The organism is Mesorhizobium sp. M0019 (assembly GCF_040323975.1).
Classification (GTDB): Bacteria; Pseudomonadota; Alphaproteobacteria; order Rhizobiales; family Rhizobiaceae; genus Mesorhizobium.
In genome coordinates this window covers 21,512-40,477 of sequence record NZ_JAMYVK010000059.1, presented here as the reverse complement: position 1 = coordinate 40,477, position 18,966 = coordinate 21,512, and the positions used below count along the sequence as shown (strand labels likewise).

The window sequence follows — 18,966 nt, the reverse complement described above, 5'->3', positions numbered from 1 at the left end:
CGGATCGGCCTTAGCAACCAAATTCTACGTCATTTCAACGGCTTGAACCACATCCGCCAACCCACCGTGAATTTTTCAGGCTAGGTCATGTCGACTAGGCTCTCCCACTCCTCTCTCGAAATGGACACAGTGCCATCGCCCTGAGGCGAGCGTCGGGCCAGCCTTCGGTCGCCTGGTATTCGGCGCTGCCCTGCGGCACGTAGCGCGCTCACCAGATCATTGACACGCATCGGGAAAGGAGCAAGGCCGGCCCCCCCGGTATTCGGGTCGATCAGGATGATCGTCTGGCCGGTGCGGGCTGACTTGGCACCAGGCGTCGTCGACCAATCGACCTCGTAGCTGAAATCCGCACCCGCGAGAGCTGCACAGAGCAGTTCGACCATCAGTGCAATTGACGCCCCCTTGTGTCCTCCGAAAGTTAGCAGCGCGCCACCCTCCAGAGCCTGGGCTGGGTCTGTGGTTTCAATGCCTTTGCTGTCGATGGCGCAACCCGATGGGAGTCGGCGTCCCTCACGGCGCGCGACTTGTAGATCCCCATGAGCCATGCTTGAGGAGGCCTGATCGAAAACGAGCGGTGCGGCACCTTCGCGCGGTGCGGCGAAGGCCATTGGGTTAGTCCCATAGACGGGCGAATGGGCTTCTGGCGGCGCCACCACGGCCATCGAATTGACGAAGGCAAGCGCTATGAAGCCCTTTTCCGCAAAGTCCTCGATGTCCAGATAGAGCGCCCCGAGATGATGTGAATTGCGAATGGCAAGGATCGCAATCCCGTTCGCCTTTGCTTTCTGTTCCAGCAAGCTGCGGGCTTTTGCAAGAGCCACCTGCGCGAATCCGTTCCCGCTATCTGCTCGGATGAAACCGGGCGCGACATCTTCCACACGCGGCTCGACCGTTCCGCTCACATAGCCGCTTTGGATCGTGCTGATGTAGTTCGGAATACGGAAGACGCCGTGGCTAGTGCTGCCATCGCGCTGCGCTGCGGCGCAGTTGGCCGCGAGGATTGAGGACACCGCTTCGGAATATCCATGCTTTCTCAGGATTTTCTTGAGGAGTGCGACGACTTCCTCGAAAGGGCGGCTATCGGCCATTTCTCTTTCGGACCCTCGGTTATCCGCGACACAGTCAGAACCAGACATCGGCAACCCGGTGTCCCATCGGGTAGGGATCGGTAGGATCGAGGCCGTACTGGCCTATGCTGGTGATCCACGCCTGACCCGCGATCTTCGCAACAATCGCATCATGGGGCCCGACCTTCGTCGTATCGACGATGTGCGAGTCGAAATGCGTGCCGGTGATCGAAATGTTTCGGAACTTTTCCCCCGGTTTGATCAACCCTTTGGCCGACATCACCGCAAGACGCCCTGTTGTACCGGTGCCGCAAGGCGACCGGTCGAGGCGTCCGTGAAGCACGACGACCCCGTTCTTGCTTTGCAGCCGGTCGTCGACCCGCTCGACGCCGCCTTCAAAGATGACGTTCGACACATCACGGATTCTCGCATTTTCCGGGTGAACAACCTTAAGTTGCTCGTTCACGGCCTTCTTGATCTTCTGGCCGAGCAGGCACATCTCATGCGCTTCGTCTGGGGTGATGGCGAAGCCAAGCTTGCGCGCATCCACGTGGGCGAAAGTCATCCCGCCGTAGGAGGTGTCGAGAGTCACCGTGCCCACGCCGGCGACTTCGACCGGCGTGTCGATATGGATCGCAAAGCCCGGAACGTTTTTGAATTCGACCTGCGTGACCTTGCCGTTCTCGCAGCTGCAATCGACCTCGATAAGCCCGCCCGGCGCTTCCATGCGCAGCTTCGTCACGGGCTCCCGCATCGGGAGGATGCCGGTTTCCAGCACCACCGTAGCCACGCAAATTGTGTTGGAGCCCGACATGGGCGGATATTCCGTGCTCTCGACGATGACATAGCCAAGATCGGCCGTTTTGTCGCAAGGCGGCAGGATGATGTTGGCGTTTACATAAGGTGCGCCGCGCGGCTCGAATAGGAGAAGCTGGCGCAATTGATCGAGATCGGATTCGAGATATTCCTTCTTCTCGAACATCGTATTGCCCGGCACATCGATCACACCGCCGGTAACGACATTGCCCACCTCGCCGCATGCGTGGCACCCAACCACTGTAAAGGCCTTTATCCAGCGCATCTAATCAGTCCTTTTCTTCTATGGAGCCGTTTGGTGCCGAGGAGTATGTCGTGGTCGACAGTTTGGTATGAAGGGAGAGTGTCCTGCCCGCCGTCTTGTGGAAGACGGAGAGAACTACAACGCGCTACAGGACCGATTTCAGGAAGGCCGCCGTTTCGGGCATCTGCGGGCTGCCGATAACCTGCTCGGGCGGACCGATCTCATGGATCTTGCCATTGCGGAAGAAGGCGACCCGATCCGATACTTCTCGCGCGAAAGGGATTTCATGTGTGACGACGATCATCGTCATACCCTCGTGGGATAACATACGCATGGTATCGAGCACCTCACCTACGAGTTGTGGATCGAGCGCGGATGTCACTTTGTCGAACAGCATGTAGTCGGGCGACATAGCCAGCGCGCGGGCGATGGCCATGCGCTGCTGCTGGCCACCGGAAAGCCTGGACGGGTAGACCGTGAGCTTGTCGCCAAGACCAACATGGGTGAGTTGCTTGACCGCGATCTCCTCCGCCTCATCACGCCGCTTCTTCAGCACCTTTCGCAATGCGAGTGTGACGTTCTCAAGCACGCTGAGATGTGGAAAGGCGTTCCACTGCTGAAAGACGATACCGATCTTTTGGCGAAGCCTGTTCAGGTCGGTACCGGGCGCGTGAACATCGGTCCCGTCGACCAAGACGCGCCCGTTCTGGATCGGTTCGAGCCCGTTGATGCACATTAGCATTGTCGACTTGCCCGAACCCGAACCACCGATGACCGATAACACCTCCCGCTTGTTGACAGTCATGCTGACGCCATCGAGGACTTTAAGTGTCCCGAATGATTTCTGGATATTTTCGATCTCGATCATTCCCAATTCCATTTCTTTTCCAAGAAGGCGCTGAGGCGAGCGATCGGGAAGCTCAGAACGAAGTAGAACAAGCCGGCGATTCCCAAAACCAGAAGCGGTTCCTGTGTTCGTGTGACGATGGTTTGCGAGGCGCGAAGAAGCTCGGTGATCCCGATCCAGAGGACGAGAGAGGTATCTTTCATCACACCCAGCGAGAGGCTGGTCCAGTTTGGCAAGGCAACCCGAATGGCGATCGGAAACACGACCCAAAGCAGATCCTGGGTGTAGGTCATCCCTAGCGACCTTCCCGCGCGCCGCGTCGTGGGCGAGACCGCCAGAATGCCGCCCCGGACGATTTCGACGCAATAGGCTGCGCAGTAGAGCGACAGGACGAGGCAAGCGACGGTGAATATCGGCAGATGCACCTGGAATATGGCATTGACCGCGCCTGCGATCACGAACTGGATCAGCAGCGGGACGGATTTGAAGATGTCCAGAACCAAGCCGAGTACAATACTTACGGCCAGGGGACCTTCGGAGCGAATGACGCCTAAGACGATGCCTGCCACCGTCCCGAGAAGCACCGCCCAGAAAGTTAGGAGTAGCGTTACGCCAGCGCCCTTGAGCAAGAACAGGAAATCGTGGAAGCCGAGCGACATATCCAGCATGGCGTGCCTCAGTATCTGAACAGGCGGTTGCCAAGCAGGCGTGCCGACACCGTGACCAATTTGGCGAGCAGGTAGTACATTGCGCCCGCGACCGCGAAGAACTCGAAGGTCCGGAACGTGCGCACGTTGAAATTCTGCGTAACGCCCATCAGATCGTTAGTCAGACCCACGACCACGCCGAGTGAGGACATCAGGATCGCCCAGACCAGTTGGTTGGTGATCGGATAGAAGACGACTCGCATCACCTGTGGCAGCTTGATGTACCAAAAGACCTGGGGGCCGGTCATGCCGAGCGAGCGTGCGGCACGGATCTGGGTTTCGGGAAAGACACGCATGGCGCTGCGGAAGGCTTCGGCAAGATAGCCTGCGTTGTTGAAAGTGATGCCGGCAATAAGGGCCGGCATTGAGTCGACGCGCAGTCCGAGCGAGCCAAGTCCGAAATAGACCATATAAATCTGAAACAGCGCCGGCGTGTTGCGGGCGATTTCGACCCAACCCATGGAAAGACCACGCAGCGCCGCATTCTTGGAATCACGAGCGCTGGCGAGTGCGATCGACAGCGGAATGCCCAACACTATGGTCGCCAGCGCGATCGCCAAGGTATTCAACACACCCGAGAACAATTGAGGAAGCGCGTGCGTTACGATCCCCCATTGGAAGACATAGTTCATGAAAGCCTGTTCCTTTCTAGAGAACCAGCCTTGCTGTGCGCCAAGACTTGGGACCGGGCGGGAAAAGGTTGGCAGCCAGGCACGAGGACCTGGCCGCCACGTCAGCCTAGCGGTAGGTGCCCTTGACGGTGAGATCGACCGGCGAGGCGTCCGTGCCGAACCACTTGTGATAGAGCTCAGCATAGCGGCCGGTACGCACCTGTTGGTTAATGAACAGGTTGATGTAGTTGATCAAACCATATTCGTTGCGCGTTGTGATGATTGAAACGTAGTCGGGAACGTAGGGCGTTTCACTCGCCACCTTGAGGTTCGGGTATTTGCTCATCAGGTCTTTCACCATCGTCACGACGATTGGCAAGGCGTCGATCTGGCCCTGCGTCAAGGCGAGGACCGAGTCGGATTGGCTTTGGTAGGCGCGAAAGGTCGCTTTGTCGCCGTCGATGGCTTTCAAATCTTTCTCGTAGAGTCCGCCTTCGAAACTGCCGGCGACGCTGCCGCCCACATGACCGCCTATATCAGCATAGCTGTTGATAGCGGTATCCTTGCGCGTCAGCAGGACGATCTTGTAGGCAAAGTATGGGATGCTGAATCCAGCCGCCTTGGCCCGCTCGAGTGTGTCCGAGGTTGAGGCGACCGCAATATCCGCACGATCTGATGAGATCGCCGGAATGCGATCCGGAAGCTGGGTTTCGACTATCTCCAGCTTCACGCCAAGGATCTTGGCCAGATCGCCGCAGTAGTCCACGTCAAACCCCGCAGGCTCGTTGTTCGCATCGCGAAAGCCATTCGGCGGAATGTCGAGTGTGATGGCGCAACGAAGTGTGCCGGAGCTGATGATGTCGTCGAGTTTGTCGGCCGCGGCTGGGAGTGCGGTAACGGCCAGGCAAAGCGCGGCAGCTCCGAGCAATTGAGTGGTTTTCTGATACATGAGGTTCCCCTTTCGTTGAGCTTGAGCCCGGCGCCGGCATTCTGAAGATGCCTTGTCGCCGTTGAAGCCAGTCGAGCACGGCCGCCGCTCTCTGTCAACACTATAGGAAACTTTGTTTCGATTACGAACTTATATGGTGTATCCGTAATTCGTTTGGAGCTCACGAAATATTGGCGCTCACGAAATAGTGGGGCGTTCGATTAACCAGCCATACGGGTATCTAAGACAGCGCTTCCTCGTGGATGGGGTTCAGTCCGGCCTTGCGGAAAATTGCATAGACGCGCTCATGCAAGACACTGATGGGGAGGATAACCGTGCTGCTCATTTCTGGCCCTCGAGACTCGAATGGATCATTTTCGATATCCGAAGGCACGACTGCGCGCCGTCACGAAGGCCTCGCGCCAGTTGCGTTGTGCGCGCAGAGCCTCGGTCGACTCTGCGGTCGACACAGGTGAGAAACGGAGGCGCGCGCCGACCGGCGCTTGCGCCAGCCGCCAGAGGTCGGCTTCGATCACCGTGGCGATCTTCGGATAGCCGCCGCAGGTGTTGGCATCGGCAAGCTGGATGATCGGCTGACCGGACGGCGGCACTTGAACGGTGCCAGGCATGATACCATGGGACAGCAATTCCACCGGTGAGGCGAGGGAAAGCGTCGCTCCGGAAAGGCGATATCCCATGCGATTGGCGTCGTTGGTGATGCTCCATTCGCTACCGGTGAAAGCCGCCTGGGCCTCCGGCGTGAAGGCGTCGAACTCTGCCGCCGGCAGAACCCGCAGTCCGATGGTATTGGTAAGGTCGTCGGCCGTGCCTCGTCGCTCCTCCAGCGCCGCGCCAACGCCGCCTGCTGGAAGGGGGCATTGCGCGAGGTTGAGCGCAAGTCTGTCACCCCGGGACAGACCACGTCCCGCGAACCCGCCAAAATTGCCTTTCACATCCGTCGCACGCGAACCCATGACGGGCGGCAGATCGAGCCCGCCGGCGAAGGCAATGTAGGAGCGAGCGCCGACGCGCGGCGCTTCGAGGACAAGGGTCTCGCCCGCGCGGATCGGTGTTGCCCACCAGGGCGGGCAGGACCGAACGCCGACGCTGACGGTGCAATCCGCACCGGTGACGGCGACGGCGGTGTCGACATGCGCACGCAGCCGGAATGGATGAAGCGCGACCTCGATCCCGGCGGCCGAGGGATCATTGCCCAGCAGGAGATTGGCGATTGTCAGCGCTTGCCTGTCCATGGCGCCGCCATGGCTGACCCCCAGCGCCAGGTGACCGGGGCGGCCGAGATCCTGGACCGTGTTCGGCAGGCCGGTGGTGAGGATCTCGATCATGCCTCGATATCCGCGATTGCGAACCGAATCTCGTCTCCGGGCCTGAGCAGCACGGGTGCTTCCGCCCTAACATCAAAGAGCTTCACGTCGGTATGGCCGACAATGTGCCATCCGGACGGCGCGGTCATGGGCATGATGCCGGCCTGCGCACCGCCGATGATAACCGCGCCCTCGGCGACTTTGAGGCGAGGCGTACCGCGCCGCGCCCAGGCAAGCCGCGGGTCGAGACCAGACAGATAGGGAAAGCCCGGCATGGCGCCGATGGCGGCAACGGTGTAGGTGGCCGCCGCGTGGCGCCTGACCATCTCGTCGACAGACAGGCCGCAATGCGCTGCCCAGCTGGCGAGATCCTCGCCGCGCGCGCCGCCGTAGCTGACGGAAATGGTATGATGCGTGCCGGCAACCGGATGGGCGTTGGTGCCGGCCCAAAGCGTCTTCAGCTGCTCGCCGATGTCTTGTGCGTCCGTGGCGAGCGGGTCGAACAGCACCAGCAGGTTGTTCATGCCGGGAACGGTCTCGCGCACCCCTTCGAGGGTCAACGCGGCGTTCCCTACCGCCCAGACCAGTTCCTGGGTGGCATCATTGAAGGCGCCCTGCGCGCCATCGAGCAGCAGCGCGCCTGATCCGGCAAGACTGATCTTGGGCGTCTTGACGGCCATGGGCGCTCAGTCCTTCACCGGCATCGTATAGTTCAGGATCAGGCGACCGCCATCCGGATAGATGGTCTGGCCGACAATGTAGGAAGCGTCGTCGCTGGCCAGGAAGGAGGCGACGCTGGCGATCTCCGATGGCTCGCCACACCGGCCGCTCGGCGTGCGCGACAGGATTGTCTGGCGCTGCGCTTCGCTGGCCATGACCGAGCTCTTGACCATGTCGGTCAGGATGGTGCCGGGGCCGATGGCGTTGACGCGGATGTTGTGCGGGATCAGGCCGACCGCCATCACCGCCGTCAGCTGCTTGATGCCACCCTTGGAGACGGCATAGGCGACGGAATTGGGAATGGCCAGAATGGCGTTGATCGAGGACATGTTGATGATCGAGCCGCCGCGCCCTTGAGCGATCATGGCTCGTGCCGCGGCCTGCCCGAGCAGGAAGGGCGCCTTGAGATTGACGCGCTGAACCAAGTCGAAGGCCTCCTCGGGGAAGTCGACGAAATCGTCCAGATGGATGATGCCGGCATTGTTGATGAGCACGTCGACACCGCCGAAGCTTTGCATGGCCTTGGCAATGATGCCGTCGGCCATGTCCCTGCTGATTTCGGAAAGGTCGGCGGATAGCCAGACGGCTCGCTCGCCAAGACGTTCGGCATGCTCGCGCCCGCGATCGGCCTGTACGTCGACAAGCACGACCTTGGCGCCGTCGGCGTGAAAGCGCTCGGCGCAGGCAAGGCCCAGGCCCTGTGCCGCCCCGGTAACGATCACGACTTTTCCTGCATGCTTCACGACCAAATCCCTCTTTCACGACTGCGGCATTTATGGATATGTTATCCAATCTATCTTGACCTTCGACGCCATTGCAAGCCCGAGTGAATGGCGGCTAGCTGACCGCATTGGCTTACACTATGTGGTTTCGAGCGGTTCTTGCTCTTTCGAAGGTCCATCCGCAAGCCGGTTGACTCTGCCGAAGAGGTTATGATTGGATACTATATTCACAAGAAGCGCCGGCAAGGGGGAACTGGAGATGGCAGATGGGCTTCAAGCAAGCGAACTGATAGACGCGTTCCGCGCGCTTGCTACGCCGTTGATCAGCGACAATCTCGCTCGTGTCCCCGGGGCTGTCGGGTTGCGGCCATTTCATCGTGTGAGCGGCGTGATGGCGGGGAGGGCGCTGACGGTCAGGACTCGCCCCGGCGACAACCAGTTCATCCACCGCGCGCTCGATCTATTGCAGCCCGGAGACGTCATTGTCGTCGATGGCGGTGGATACGAGGGGCGCGCGCTGGTCGGCGAGATCATGACGAGTGTCGCGGCGTCACGCGGCGCCGCCGGCATTGTCATCGACGGCGCCATTCGCGATGCGGGCGCCATCGGCCGCAGTCCGTTTCCATGCTTCGCACGGTCGGCCATCCATCTCGGCCCTTACAAGGATGGCCCTGGCGCCATCAACGTTTCGGTCTGCGTCGGCGGAATGGTCGTCGGTCCAGGTGACATCGTCGTCGGCGACGAGGATGGCGTCGTGGCGTTTCCAATCGATGGCGCCACGGCCTTGCTGGCCGCCGTTCGGGCGCAAGAGGCGCGTGAGGTCGAGATCATGACCAGCATTCGCGAGAACCGCTACCAAGGCGCCTATGCCCAGAAGGCTCCAGCCTCCAACGGCGGTCATATTGAATGAGGGCATTATAAGGTTGTTGACGATCGTATAAAATATGATATGGATCGTATTAAATATGCCTTGTATCAAACTGAGAGGCAAGAAGACCTCGCCTGACCTGCAAAGCGGTCCGGAAGCAAGGCAAATAAACCGCATGCGGATGATCGTCCGTCTGCTCAACAGGGGAAAATGGAGATACCAATGATCGTGTCCTTCAAAAGGCTTGCCTGCACCACGGCACTCGCCGGGCTTGTGCTGACCACCGCGGCTTCGGCCGCAGAGATCAAGATCGGGATTATCGCTCCGATGACCGGCCAGCTGGCGAGCGAGGGCCAAGATATGGAGAATGCGGTCAAACTGGCCATCGCTGATATCAATGCCAAAGGCGGGGTCAACGGCGATACCATTACCACGGTTACCGCTGACGATGCATGTGATCCACAGCAGGGTGTGACCGCGGGCAGCAAGCTCATTTCCGACGGTGTTACAGCCATTGTTGGCGGCTACTGCTCGGGCGCGGTGCTGCCGACGCTGAAGATTTACGGCGACGCCGGCATTCCGTTCGTCATCATTGGCGCGAACTCGACGAAACTCGTTGCCGCGAATGCAGGCAATGCCTTCATGATCAACTCGACCGGCGACATGCAGGCCATTACCGCGGTCGAACTCTTCAAGAAGAACGGTTACAAGAAGATCGCGGTTGTTGACGAAGGCGACGCATACTCGTCCGACCTCGCCAAACTGACTGCGGAGGCGATCAAGAAGGATGGCGGCGAGGTTGCCGCAAAAGAAACCACGACCGCGGGCGAGCAGGACTACTCGGCGGTCGTTACCAAGATCAAATCCAGCGGTGCCGACGCCGTGTTCTGGACCGCCTATCATGCCGGGGGCGCCTTGCTGACCAAGCAGCTTCGTCAAGCCGGCTTCCAAGGTGGAATTGTGCTTGGCGACGGCAACAACTCGCCAGAATATCTTCAGATCGCCGGTTCCGCCGCCGAAGGCGCCTTCCTTCTCTCGCCGCCGACGGTCGACCTTCTTCCGGGTGCTGCCGATTTCAAGAGCCGCTACAAGGCAGCCTACGGGCGCGACGCCGGTGCGTATGCCGCGCTCTCCGACGATGGCGGGAACCTGATCGCCGACGCAATCTCCCGAGCCAAGTCCACCGATGCGAAGGCGATCATCGAAGCGCTCAAGGCCTCGGACTTCAAAGGTCTCGCGGGCGAGATCAAATTCTCCGACAAGAACACGCTTCAGGGCTCCAACTTCCGGCCTCTGGTCGCCAAGGGCGGGGCGTGGACCCTAGTCCAGTAGTAGAGATCGGAGGAGGGCAGGCAGCTTCTGCCCTCCTGATTTTCCGGCTGCCGTCTGGTTGCTACGCCTGGCGTGGCGCGCAAACCCGCAAATTACTCGATCTCGTTGCAGAACGGGCCAATGACATTTGATCTTGTTATCCAGCAATTGGTGAACGGCCTCATCGTAGGATCGTTCTATGCTTTGATTGCGCTTGGCTACAGCATGGTGTTCGGCGTCATCAAGCTTCTCAATTTTGCCCATGGCGACATCTACATGAGCGGGGCCTTCGTCGGCCTCATTGTGTTTTCCGTCGTGGGCCTATGGGTTGGCAACGGCTGGCTGGGCGTTGTCTGCGCCCTGCTGGTGTCGATGCTGGTTGTCGGCTTGCTCGGCGTCGTCATCGAGCGTTTCGCCTATCGGCCGATGCGCAACGCGCCGCGCCTGTCGATCCTTATCACGGCGCTCGGCGCCTCCATGGTGTTGAACGGTTCGGCGCTCGCTTTCACCGGCGGAAAACATTACGCATTCAACACGGATCTCGGTTTTGCCGGCGTTGATGTCTCATCGGTCCACATCACCTACACGCAGATGGTGCTTGTCGCCGCTTCCATCTCCCTGATGGCGGGCATGCAGATATTCATCTCGCGCACCATGTACGGCAAGGCCATGCGCGCCGTGTCGATCGATATGGGGGCCAGCCGACTGATGGGCATCGATGTCGATCGGGTCATCTCGCTGACCTTCTTCATGGGCTCGGCATTGGCGGCGGGCGGTGGCGTTATGGCTGGCGCATACTATGGCAGCGCCCACTTCTTCATGGGCTTTATCATGGGGCTGAAGGCCTTTACAGCGGCAGTCATCGGCGGCATCGGAAGCGTGCCGGGGGCCATGCTCGGCGGGCTGCTGCTCGGGCTGTTGGAGGCATTCGGGTCCTCCTTGCCCTTCGTCGGCTCGGAGTGGCGTGACGTTTTCGTCTTCGGTGCCTTGATCCTGTTCCTGGTCTTGAAGCCAACCGGAATTCTCGGTCGCTCTATCGTGGAGCGCGTCTGATGTCGGACGGAACAAAAGCCATGACCGCCCTTGCGCCGTCACGATCGACGGACCGTTCCCTCACCGTGCTCGCGCTGGCGTCGCTGGCCTGCGCACTGGTCCTCCCGCATTTTGCTAACGCCTATGTCACGGAAGTGGCAACGAATGTGCTGCTCTATGTCACTTTGTGCCTCGGTCTCAACATCGTCGTCGGCTATGCGGGGCTGCTCGATCTCGGTTATGCCGCATTCTTCGCTGTCGGCGCTTACACTGCCGGCATCCTGACGACGGAATTCGGTTTCAACTTCTGGCTCACCATTCCGGTCGCCATGATTGTTGCCTGTATTGCAGGTATCATAATTGGGGCTCCGACGCTCAGACTGCGCAGCGACTATCTCGCTATCGTCACGTTAGGGTTCGGAGAGATCGTGCGAATCGTCGCACGCAACCTTGACATAACAGGTGGAGCAAGCGGTCTCGTCGGCATCGAGCGCCCGGAGATATTCGGCCTGAAACTGGTGCAGGTGCAGCACTTTTACTATTTGTTCCTGGTGCTGGCGCTGATTACCATCTTTGTGTGCGTAAGCGTGGAGCGCTCGCGCATGGGGCGAGCCTGGCTCTACGTTCGCCACGACGAGGACGCTGCCGCCGGCATTGGCATCAACCGCGTCTCGGCGAAGCTGCAGGCCTACATGATGGGCGCGGTGATCGCCTCGGTCGCGGGATGTCTTTACGCGGCCAAGATGACCGCCATTTCGCCGGAGAGCTTCACCTTCAGCCAGTCGCTGCTCATTCTGCTTGGCGTTGTGCTCGGCGGAATGGGCCGCATTCCCGGTGTTGTTCTCGGGGCAGTCTTGATCGCGCTCCTTCCCGAAGCGTTGCGCGGAGCCGGCACGTATCGTCCGCTGGTGACCGCCGTTGCGTTGCTCGCGATCATGCTGTTCAGGCCGAGTGGTCTTTGGCCGGACAAGCGGGTTTGACCATGGCACTGCTTGAAGTGAATGGATTGCAGCTCAGCTTCGGCGGCCTGCAGGTTTTGCGCGACATCTCCTTCTCGGTCGAGAAGGGCGCGATCGACAGCCTCATCGGACCAAACGGTGCGGGCAAGACTTCGCTCTTCAATTGCCTTACCGGGTTTTACAAACCGAAGGCGGGATCGATTACGCTTGTTGGCGAGGCTGTTGCCGGCCTGCCGCCGCATCGTATTACTGCTCTCGGCCTTGCGCGCACGTTCCAGAACATCCGGCTCTTCAAGGAGATGACGGTGCTGGAAAACGCAATGTCGGGGCAACACTGCCGGACCCATCATGGCATCGTCTCCGCCATTTTGCATTTGCCTTCTCAACGGCGCGAGGAAGAGGAGATCCGGTCGGTCGGCATGCGCTGGCTCGACTTCGTCGGTATCCGGGACCACGCCTCGCGTCTCGCCGGCGGGCTGTCCTATGGAGATCAGCGTCGGCTGGAACTGGCCAGGGCACTGGCGTCGAAGCCAGAGCTGGTCCTGTTGGACGAACCTGCCGCGGGACTGAACGAGCGAGAGAAGGCTGAGCTTGTACAGCTGATCCGCCGCATTCGGGACGAGGCCGGCGTGACCGTGCTTTTGATCGAGCATGACATGAGTTTGGTCATGCAGGTCTCGGAGAAAATCGTCGTGTTCGATCACGGCGTGAAAATCGCGGACGGAACGCCGGAAACAGTCCGCTCGGATCGTAAGGTCATTGAAGCCTATCTTGGTACGGAGGAGTGACCATGGACTCCGAAATCGTCCTCTCGGCCGACCGCATCGTCGCTCGCTACGGGAGCATCGAAGCGCTTCATGGCGTCAGCCTCACCGTCAAAAAAGGTCAGATTGTGGCGCTTCTCGGCGCCAACGGCGCCGGCAAGAGCACGACATTGCGGACCCTGTCGGGCCTGCTGACGGCTTCGTCCGGTACCGTGCGTTTTCTCGGCGAAGACATCACCAGGGTTCCCGCGCACCGCTTGCCCCATAGCGGCTTGGTTCATGTTCCCGAGGGGCGCCGCATATTCGGTGGCATGACGGTTAAGGAAAACCTCGATCTGGGATCGTTCACGTTGGCCAATGACGTCGAGCGCCGCCGCCGTATGGACCATGTCTTCGAGATCTTCCCGATCCTGGCCCGTCGTCAGAACGGCGACGCGAGTAATCTTTCGGGTGGGGAGCAGCAAATGCTCGCCATCGGAAGAGCGCTCATGGCCTCGCCCAAGGTCCTGTTGCTCGATGAGCCTTCAATGGGTTTGGCGCCACAACTGATCAAGGAAGTGATGAACATCGTGCAGCGCCTCAATCGCGAGGGCGTCACCATTTTACTTGTCGAGCAAAACAGCAAGGTCGCCCTGAAGTTTGCCGACTACGGCTACGTGCTGGAAGCGGGCCGCATCGTGCTCGAGGGGCCAGGAAGCGTCCTTGCCAATGACGACGCCGTCATCGGTGCCTATCTCGGCAATGCGGCCTGAGGTTCGGTTCCGCGCAGCGTGGCAAAACCGCCGTCGCCGCAAACCAACCTAGGTTGCGTCAGTCGCCGAGCGACGTTTCCAGCCGCCCTCAGATGCGCCTGTCGCTCACCATTTTTGTCCTGAGATAGGCCTCGAGGCCTTCTACACCGCTTTCGGCGCCATAGCCGGACTCGTTGATGCCGCCGAAAGGCGTTTCCGGCTCGTGCACCGACGTATGATTGATGCCGACAACGCCCGTCTCCAGCGCATCGCTCATGACGGCAGCGGTCGAGCCGTTGCTCGTGAAGACATAAGAGGCCAGCCCGAACGGAAGTGAGTTCGCCCGCTCGATCACCTCCTCCATCGACCGGAACGGCGTGATCTGTGACAAAGGTCCGAACGGCTCTTCGTTCATCACCCGTGCAGTGTCGTCAACGTCGCGAAGCACGGTGGGTGCGTAGAAATAGCCTGTCTTGTTCAGCCGTTCGCCGCCGAGCGCGATGGACGCGCCTTTCGCGACCGCGTCCTGGACGAAGCCGTCCATGATGTCGAGGCGTTTTGCGGTAATGAGCGGGCCCATCTGCACGCCAGCGTCGAGCCCATTGCCAACCACCACCTTTTTGCTCCGCTCCACGAAGCCTGCGATGAAGGCCTCGTAAACGCCTTCATGAATGTAGAAGCGGGTAGGGGAGGTACAAACCTGTCCCGCATTGCGGTACTTGGCGGCAGTCAGCACAGCTAGTGTGTGGTCGAGGTCGGCATCGTCGAACACCACGACAGGGGCGTGTCCGCCCAGTTCCATCGTACAGCGCTTCAGCGTTTCCGAAGCCAGCCGTTGCAGGAGCTTGCCCACTGGCGTCGATCCGGTCAGGGAGACCTTCTTTGGTATTCTTGACGCAATGAGATGCTCGGAAATCGGCGCGGGCGGGCCGAACACGATGTTGAGCGCTCCGGCCGGCAGACCGGCGTCCTGGAAACATCGTCCGATGGCAACCGCAGTGCCAGGCGTCTCGTCGCTTGGCTTGACGATGATCGCGCAGCCAGCCGCAAGCGCGGCTGCGATTTTCAGCGTCACGTTGCCGGCGGGGAAGTTCCAGGCGGCGAAACCGAGGGCAGGGCCGACCGGCTCTTTCAGTGCGATCTGCCGGATGTCTGGGCTTCTGGCGGGGATCAGGCGCCCATAGGCGCGTTTGCCTTCCTCGGCATACCAACGTGTGGCATCGGCGCAGAACTGCAACTCTCCCTCGGCTTCCGCAAGCGCCTTGCCGTTTTCCATTGTCAGCGTGCGAGCGATCTGCGCCTTGCGCGCTTCGATGAGGTCCGCGGCCCGGCTCAGAATCTCCCAGCGGAACGCCGCCGTGGTTTTCTTCCAACTGAGAAACGCCAGACGCGACGCATCGAGTGCGCGGTCAAGATCCTGCCTGGCTGCGCATGGCACACTGCCAATCTCCTCCTCCGTGGCGGGATTTATCAGCGGCAGGGTGCTGCCATCGCTGCCGCGTGTCCACTCGCCATCGATGAGAAGCTCGATCGTCTCTTGGTACATTTGCCAACCTCTGTCCGGCTCCGTCGCGTTCCGGAGCGTAGCCCCGCACACACATGGGGCAGCAATTTTTGTATCGCGTAACCGTGTGCCATATTGTATAAATCCTGTCACTATAATATGCAATTGACATTGATCGCATAAACTCGAAGCTGCCAATTCCCGACACGGGGAATTTCGATCAGCGGTTCAGATCGCGGCTGTTTGGAGGAGGCACGATGAACAGAAATGATGTCCAGGTCGCGGTGATCGGAGCAGGCAGCATCGGTCTCGCCGTGGCGTACTATCTTATCAGGAAGTATGGCGTTTCGAGGATTGCTCTCGTCGATCCGCGCGATCCGATGAGCCTTACTTCAGCGCAGTCTGGTGAGAATTATCGCAACTGGTGGCCGCACCCCGTCATGACGGCCTTCACCAATGACAGCATCAGGCTGCTTGAGGAAATCGCCCGCGAGACCGGCAACAGAATAAACATGACGCGACGAGGCTACGCCCTGGTGACGCGCAGGAACGATCCTTCCGATCTCATAGCGGATCTGTACCAAGGCTACGCCGACGAATCCGAGACACACATTCGTATCCATAAAGGCAATGGTCCGCATGTCACGTACAAACCTGCGGTGTCGGCAGCCTGGGAGGATGCGCCAAAGGGTGTTGATGTCCTGTGCGACCAAACCCTAATTAGGCAAACATTCCCGGCCTTCGCGACGGATGTGGGAACGGTATTGCATGTCCGCCACGCCGGCTCGATCAGCGGACAGCAACTCGGCCAATATATGCTAGAGATGATCAGGGCAGCGGGCGGCCAGCTCATTCGTGGCGAAGTCGTCGCCATCGACGGTGCTTCCCCGTTCGATCTGTCCATCAGAACCCATGACCAGGTGATTTCGCTTCGCGCTGACCGCATCGTGAACGCGGCCGGTCCTTACCTCAAGGATGTGGCGAAGCTCATGGACGAGGATTTGCCGGTATCCTGCGTTTACCAGCAGAAGATCGCATTCGAGGATCAAGAGGGCGCCGTGCCGCGCAACCTGCCGTTCTCGATCGACCTCGATGGCCAGACGCTGAACTGGACCAGCGAGGAATGCGCGATCCTCGCTGAAGACCCCGCCACGGCGCGGCTTACCGAATTCATCAGCGGCGGCATCCACTGCCGACCTGACGGGGCGGAAGGCGGCAAATGGATCAAGCTCGGATGGGCGTTCAACGAACGGGCGTCGGAACCGCGCGAAGCGGAGCCCAGGGAAGACTATTTCCCGGATATCGTTCTTCGCGCCGCGAGTCGTCTCCAGCCGGCATTGCGAGCCTATGTCGGTCATCTCCCCCGAGGAGCCCATCACTATGGCGGTTACTACACCATGACAGAGGAAAACTGGCCGCTGATCGGGCCAATGCGGACACCCGGCGCATTCGTGGCTGGAGCACTTTCCGGCTTCGGAACGATGGCCGCGTGCAGCACCGGGCTGATCTGCGCCGACTGGGTGATGGGAGGCCAGCTCGTTCCTTATGCGAGGACGCTTTCTCCTTCGCGCTATCAGGATCCGGCGATCATGGCGGATCTGGCCGCTGCCCAGAACCGCGGCGTGCTGTGATGGACCGCGCTTCCGATTGGGCAGGCCGGGCGCTGCTCCCATTTCTGGCCCTGGGGGGCGTGAAACGGGTCGCGCGAGCAGCGCCATGAAGATCGGTTTCATCGGGACTGGCGTCATTGCCGAGGCGATTGTGACCGGCCTGCTGAAGGCCCGGTTTCCCGTTTCCGAAATCGTGGTCTCGCCCCGTTCCGAGAGGACGGCGAGGAAACTGAGCGAGGTGTCGCCCCTTGTCCGGATAGGCACAGACAACCAGGACGTTGTCACGAGTTCCGACGTTGTCTTTCTTGCCATCCGCCTGCAGATCGCTGAGGCCGTTCTTCGGCCACTCCATTTTTCGTCCGGCAAGAAGGTAGCAAGCCTGATCGCGACCGTTCCGATCCCGGTGCTGAGGGAGTGGATCGGCCAAGACATCGAGATCGCCAGGGCCGTCCCGCTCCCCTTCGTTGCGGACCTAAACGGCGTTACCGTGGTCTATCCGCGATCGGAGGTGCTCACCGAAATCTTCTCCGCCATGGGCGCGGTGGTAAATTGCGAGACGGTCGACGAATTCGATGCATTCGCGGTCGCCGCGGCCCTGATGGGCACGTATTTCGGGGTCGCAGAGACATGCGCCGAATGGCTTTGCTCCACCGGCGTGCGTTACGACAAGGCCAAGGCGTATCTTGCGCCATTTTTCTACGGCTTGGCCGACAGCGCGCTTCGGGCGCCCGAGAAGAGCTTTGAGGATTTACGCATCGGCCACACGACGGTTGGCGGGCTGAACGAGCAGTTGTTCCGCCGCTTCGATGAGGCGGGGGGTACCAAGGCGCTAACGACAGCTCTGGAGGCCGTTGCCGAATGCATTCGCAGCGCGTGCGAGGAGACGTGAGATCGGCATTGCGGAAAGGCCTCAACAGGCTCTTTGCGTAGTCCGATCGCGGTAAGATACATAGGAGATGACGTGAAGACGGATGTAGTGGTGATAGGTGGCGGCGCCATCGGGTCGGCAGTCGCTTACTTCTTGAAGCTTTTCGACCCCAACGTCGGTGTTGTTGTCGTCGAGCGCGACCCCACTTATGGAGAGGCTTCGACGCCGCGTGCATCGGGGGGGGTGCGCAGGCTTTTCTCCTTGCCGGAGAACATCGAATTGTCGAACTTCAGCATACCTTTCTTCGACGCGTTCGAAGAAACGATGGCGGTGGACGGCGCGAAAGCGCAGATCGGACTCAGGAAGAACGGATACCTTTTCATCGTTCCTCCTTCCGCCCGTGACATGCTAAAGCAAAATTTCGACATCGAACAGCAGCTTGGCTGCAATGTCGTCTGGCTCGAGCCTGACGAGATCCAGCACAAATTCCCTTCGATGAACGTCTCGGACCTCGGCGCTGCCGTCTATTCTCCAGATGACGGTTGGCTTGATCCGCACAGCGTGCTGATGGGCTTTCGGAAGAAAGCAAGGTCAATGGGCGCGGAATTTCTGGCCGATGAGGTGACAGGGCTGGTGCGGCATGGGAACAGCCTGACCGTCGCCCAACTTAAGTCGGGCGAGCAGATTGAAGCGAGTCACTTCGTAAACGCCGCCGGGGCATGGGCGAAGGAGATTTGCGCCATGCTCGACATCAAGGTTCCGATAGAACCGCTTCGTCGTTTCGAGCACTATTTTGAGTCGGAAGATCCGATCGAGCCGCTGCCCTACCTCAAGGACCCAGACCGTCTGGCCTTCAGGCCCGAAGGGAAGGGCTATTCGGGCGGTGTTCCGACGCTGGCAGAGCCGAGAGGCTACAATTTCGAGGTGGATCACGATTACTTCGAGAATGTCGTGTGGCCGGCGCTTGCTCACCGCTTTCCGCAGTTCGAGAAAACCAAGTGCAAGAACACGCTTCCCGGCTTGTACGATCAGAATGATTTTGACGGCAATGTCATCATCGGACCTGGAGCCGACGGGCTCGGCAACTTTCATATGCTGGCCGGGTTCTCCGGCCACGGCCTCATGCACGCGCCAGGGTGTGGGCGCGCCATGGCCGAGCTCATCCTGAAGGGACGCTACGAAACCATTGATCTGACGCGCCTTGGTTGGCAGCGTCTGTTGGATGGCTCGCCTCTACACGAGAGGGGTATCATCTGACGCCCAAAGATGGAGCGCTTTTTCCTGGCGACAGGGCGAGTGCTCCGGATGTCAGGCAGCGAAGTCTTGCTGGAA

Annotated in this window: 19 protein-coding genes; 9 read left to right on the top strand and 10 right to left on the bottom strand. The window is 60.1% G+C overall.

The window, feature by feature from the left end:
* Nucleotides 1–80 precede the first annotated feature (80 nt).
* The 9 genes from NKK47_RS30025 to NKK47_RS29985 form a co-directional block, all read right to left on the bottom strand.
* Nucleotides 81–1,088, bottom strand: coding sequence for an Ldh family oxidoreductase (locus NKK47_RS30025; protein ID WP_352579316.1), 1,008 nt, complete (start codon nt 1,086–1,088; stop codon nt 81–83).
* 34 nt (nt 1,089–1,122) lie between these two features.
* A complete protein-coding gene (locus NKK47_RS30020) occupies nt 1,123–2,148 on the bottom strand; it encodes a proline racemase family protein (protein ID WP_352579315.1) in 1,026 nt (341 codons plus the stop codon).
* A gap of 124 nt (nt 2,149–2,272) precedes the next feature.
* Nucleotides 2,273–2,995: an amino acid ABC transporter ATP-binding protein gene (locus NKK47_RS30015; protein WP_352579314.1), complete on the bottom strand. Its 723-nt coding sequence runs from the start codon at nt 2,993–2,995 to the stop codon at nt 2,273–2,275.
* On the bottom strand, nt 2,992–3,642 hold the full coding sequence (locus NKK47_RS30010; RefSeq protein ID WP_352579313.1) for an amino acid ABC transporter permease: 651 nt from the start codon (nt 3,640–3,642) through the stop codon (nt 2,992–2,994). Before NKK47_RS30010 ends, NKK47_RS30015 begins: the two co-directional genes overlap by 4 nt.
* Before the next feature lie 8 nt (nt 3,643–3,650).
* Nucleotides 3,651–4,313 carry an amino acid ABC transporter permease gene (locus NKK47_RS30005; RefSeq protein ID WP_352579312.1) on the bottom strand — a complete coding sequence of 221 codons (663 nt, stop codon included), beginning with the start codon at nt 4,311–4,313 and terminating at the stop codon, nt 3,651–3,653.
* Nucleotides 4,314–4,419: 106 nt separating this feature from the next.
* Complete coding sequence (locus NKK47_RS30000; RefSeq protein WP_352579311.1) at nt 4,420–5,241, bottom strand: transporter substrate-binding domain-containing protein; 822 nt, start codon at nt 5,239–5,241, stop codon at nt 4,420–4,422.
* Nucleotides 5,242–5,591: 350 nt separating this feature from the next.
* The gene (locus tag NKK47_RS29995) at nt 5,592–6,566 is read right to left on the bottom strand and encodes a 5-oxoprolinase subunit C family protein (protein WP_352579310.1); all 975 of its coding nucleotides are present in this window, start codon (nt 6,564–6,566) and stop codon (nt 5,592–5,594) included.
* Nucleotides 6,563–7,225, bottom strand: coding sequence for a 5-oxoprolinase subunit PxpB (pxpB, locus tag NKK47_RS29990; RefSeq protein WP_352579309.1), 663 nt, complete (start codon nt 7,223–7,225; stop codon nt 6,563–6,565). The genes NKK47_RS29995 and pxpB overlap by 4 nt, the downstream gene beginning before the upstream one ends.
* A 6-nt stretch (nt 7,226–7,231) precedes the next feature.
* On the bottom strand, nt 7,232–8,008 hold the full coding sequence (locus NKK47_RS29985; protein ID WP_352579308.1) for an SDR family NAD(P)-dependent oxidoreductase: 777 nt from the start codon (nt 8,006–8,008) through the stop codon (nt 7,232–7,234).
* A 238-nt stretch (nt 8,009–8,246) separates the two neighbouring features.
* Between NKK47_RS29985 and NKK47_RS29980 the strand changes: the two genes are divergently transcribed.
* The 6 genes from NKK47_RS29980 (at nt 8,247) to NKK47_RS29955 (ending at nt 13,673) form a co-directional block, all read left to right on the top strand.
* Complete coding sequence (locus NKK47_RS29980) at nt 8,247–8,897, top strand: RraA family protein (protein ID WP_352579307.1); 651 nt, start codon at nt 8,247–8,249, stop codon at nt 8,895–8,897.
* 168 nt (nt 8,898–9,065) lie between these two features.
* Nucleotides 9,066–10,187 (top strand): branched-chain amino acid ABC transporter substrate-binding protein, encoded by a 1,122-nt coding sequence (locus NKK47_RS29975; RefSeq protein WP_352579306.1) that lies wholly within the window; start codon nt 9,066–9,068, stop codon nt 10,185–10,187.
* A gap of 120 nt (nt 10,188–10,307) precedes the next feature.
* The gene (locus tag NKK47_RS29970; RefSeq protein WP_352579305.1) at nt 10,308–11,219 is read left to right on the top strand and encodes a branched-chain amino acid ABC transporter permease; all 912 of its coding nucleotides are present in this window, start codon (nt 10,308–10,310) and stop codon (nt 11,217–11,219) included.
* Nucleotides 11,219–12,178, top strand: coding sequence for a branched-chain amino acid ABC transporter permease (locus NKK47_RS29965; protein ID WP_352579304.1), 960 nt, complete (start codon nt 11,219–11,221; stop codon nt 12,176–12,178). Before NKK47_RS29970 ends, NKK47_RS29965 begins: the two co-directional genes overlap by 1 nt.
* Nucleotides 12,179–12,180: 2 nt before the next feature.
* Nucleotides 12,181–12,945 carry an ABC transporter ATP-binding protein gene (locus tag NKK47_RS29960; RefSeq protein ID WP_352579318.1) on the top strand — a complete coding sequence of 255 codons (765 nt, stop codon included), beginning with the start codon at nt 12,181–12,183 and terminating at the stop codon, nt 12,943–12,945.
* A 2-nt stretch (nt 12,946–12,947) separates the two neighbouring features.
* Nucleotides 12,948–13,673, top strand: a complete 726-nt coding sequence (locus NKK47_RS29955; RefSeq protein WP_352579303.1) for an ABC transporter ATP-binding protein — start codon at nt 12,948–12,950, stop codon at nt 13,671–13,673.
* An 88-nt stretch (nt 13,674–13,761) separates the two neighbouring features.
* On the opposite strand, the gene NKK47_RS29950 is transcribed toward NKK47_RS29955, so the two are convergent.
* Nucleotides 13,762–15,198, bottom strand: a complete 1,437-nt coding sequence (locus tag NKK47_RS29950) for an NAD-dependent succinate-semialdehyde dehydrogenase (RefSeq protein WP_352579302.1) — start codon at nt 15,196–15,198, stop codon at nt 13,762–13,764.
* 215 nt (nt 15,199–15,413) lie between these two features.
* On the opposite strand from NKK47_RS29950, the gene NKK47_RS29945 reads away from it, so the two are divergent.
* The 3 genes from NKK47_RS29945 (at nt 15,414) to NKK47_RS29935 (ending at nt 18,891) form a co-directional block, all read left to right on the top strand.
* Entirely contained in the window at nt 15,414–16,787 is a 1,374-nt protein-coding gene (locus NKK47_RS29945; protein WP_352579301.1) for an NAD(P)/FAD-dependent oxidoreductase, read from the top strand.
* An 85-nt stretch (nt 16,788–16,872) separates the two neighbouring features.
* Complete coding sequence (locus tag NKK47_RS29940; protein WP_352579300.1) at nt 16,873–17,655, top strand: pyrroline-5-carboxylate reductase; 783 nt, start codon at nt 16,873–16,875, stop codon at nt 17,653–17,655.
* Nucleotides 17,656–17,727: 72 nt separating this feature from the next.
* Nucleotides 17,728–18,891 carry an NAD(P)/FAD-dependent oxidoreductase gene (locus tag NKK47_RS29935; RefSeq protein WP_352579299.1) on the top strand — a complete coding sequence of 388 codons (1,164 nt, stop codon included), beginning with the start codon at nt 17,728–17,730 and terminating at the stop codon, nt 18,889–18,891.
* Nucleotides 18,892–18,966 lie beyond the last annotated feature (75 nt).

Coding starts and splice junctions, on each gene's coding strand:
- NKK47_RS30025 (WP_352579316.1), bottom strand. CDS start 1,088: ATGGCCGATAGCCGCCCTTTCGAGGAAGTCGTCGCACTCCTCAAGAAA.
- NKK47_RS30020 (WP_352579315.1), bottom strand. CDS start 2,148: ATGCGCTGGATAAAGGCCTTTACAGTGGTTGGGTGCCACGCATGCGGC.
- NKK47_RS30015 (WP_352579314.1), bottom strand. CDS start 2,995: ATGATCGAGATCGAAAATATCCAGAAATCATTCGGGACACTTAAAGTC.
- NKK47_RS30010 (WP_352579313.1), bottom strand. CDS start 3,642: ATGCTGGATATGTCGCTCGGCTTCCACGATTTCCTGTTCTTGCTCAAG.
- NKK47_RS30005 (WP_352579312.1), bottom strand. CDS start 4,313: ATGAACTATGTCTTCCAATGGGGGATCGTAACGCACGCGCTTCCTCAA.
- NKK47_RS30000 (WP_352579311.1), bottom strand. CDS start 5,241: ATGTATCAGAAAACCACTCAATTGCTCGGAGCTGCCGCGCTTTGCCTG.
- NKK47_RS29995 (WP_352579310.1), bottom strand. CDS start 6,566: ATGATCGAGATCCTCACCACCGGCCTGCCGAACACGGTCCAGGATCTC.
- pxpB (WP_352579309.1), bottom strand. CDS start 7,225: ATGGCCGTCAAGACGCCCAAGATCAGTCTTGCCGGATCAGGCGCGCTG.
- NKK47_RS29980 (WP_352579307.1), top strand. CDS start 8,247: ATGGCAGATGGGCTTCAAGCAAGCGAACTGATAGACGCGTTCCGCGCG.
- NKK47_RS29975 (WP_352579306.1), top strand. CDS start 9,066: ATGGAGATACCAATGATCGTGTCCTTCAAAAGGCTTGCCTGCACCACG.
- NKK47_RS29970 (WP_352579305.1), top strand. CDS start 10,308: ATGACATTTGATCTTGTTATCCAGCAATTGGTGAACGGCCTCATCGTA.
- NKK47_RS29965 (WP_352579304.1), top strand. CDS start 11,219: ATGTCGGACGGAACAAAAGCCATGACCGCCCTTGCGCCGTCACGATCG.
- NKK47_RS29960 (WP_352579318.1), top strand. CDS start 12,181: ATGGCACTGCTTGAAGTGAATGGATTGCAGCTCAGCTTCGGCGGCCTG.
- NKK47_RS29955 (WP_352579303.1), top strand. CDS start 12,948: ATGGACTCCGAAATCGTCCTCTCGGCCGACCGCATCGTCGCTCGCTAC.
- NKK47_RS29950 (WP_352579302.1), bottom strand. CDS start 15,198: ATGTACCAAGAGACGATCGAGCTTCTCATCGATGGCGAGTGGACACGC.
- NKK47_RS29945 (WP_352579301.1), top strand. CDS start 15,414: ATGAACAGAAATGATGTCCAGGTCGCGGTGATCGGAGCAGGCAGCATC.
- NKK47_RS29940 (WP_352579300.1), top strand. CDS start 16,873: ATGAAGATCGGTTTCATCGGGACTGGCGTCATTGCCGAGGCGATTGTG.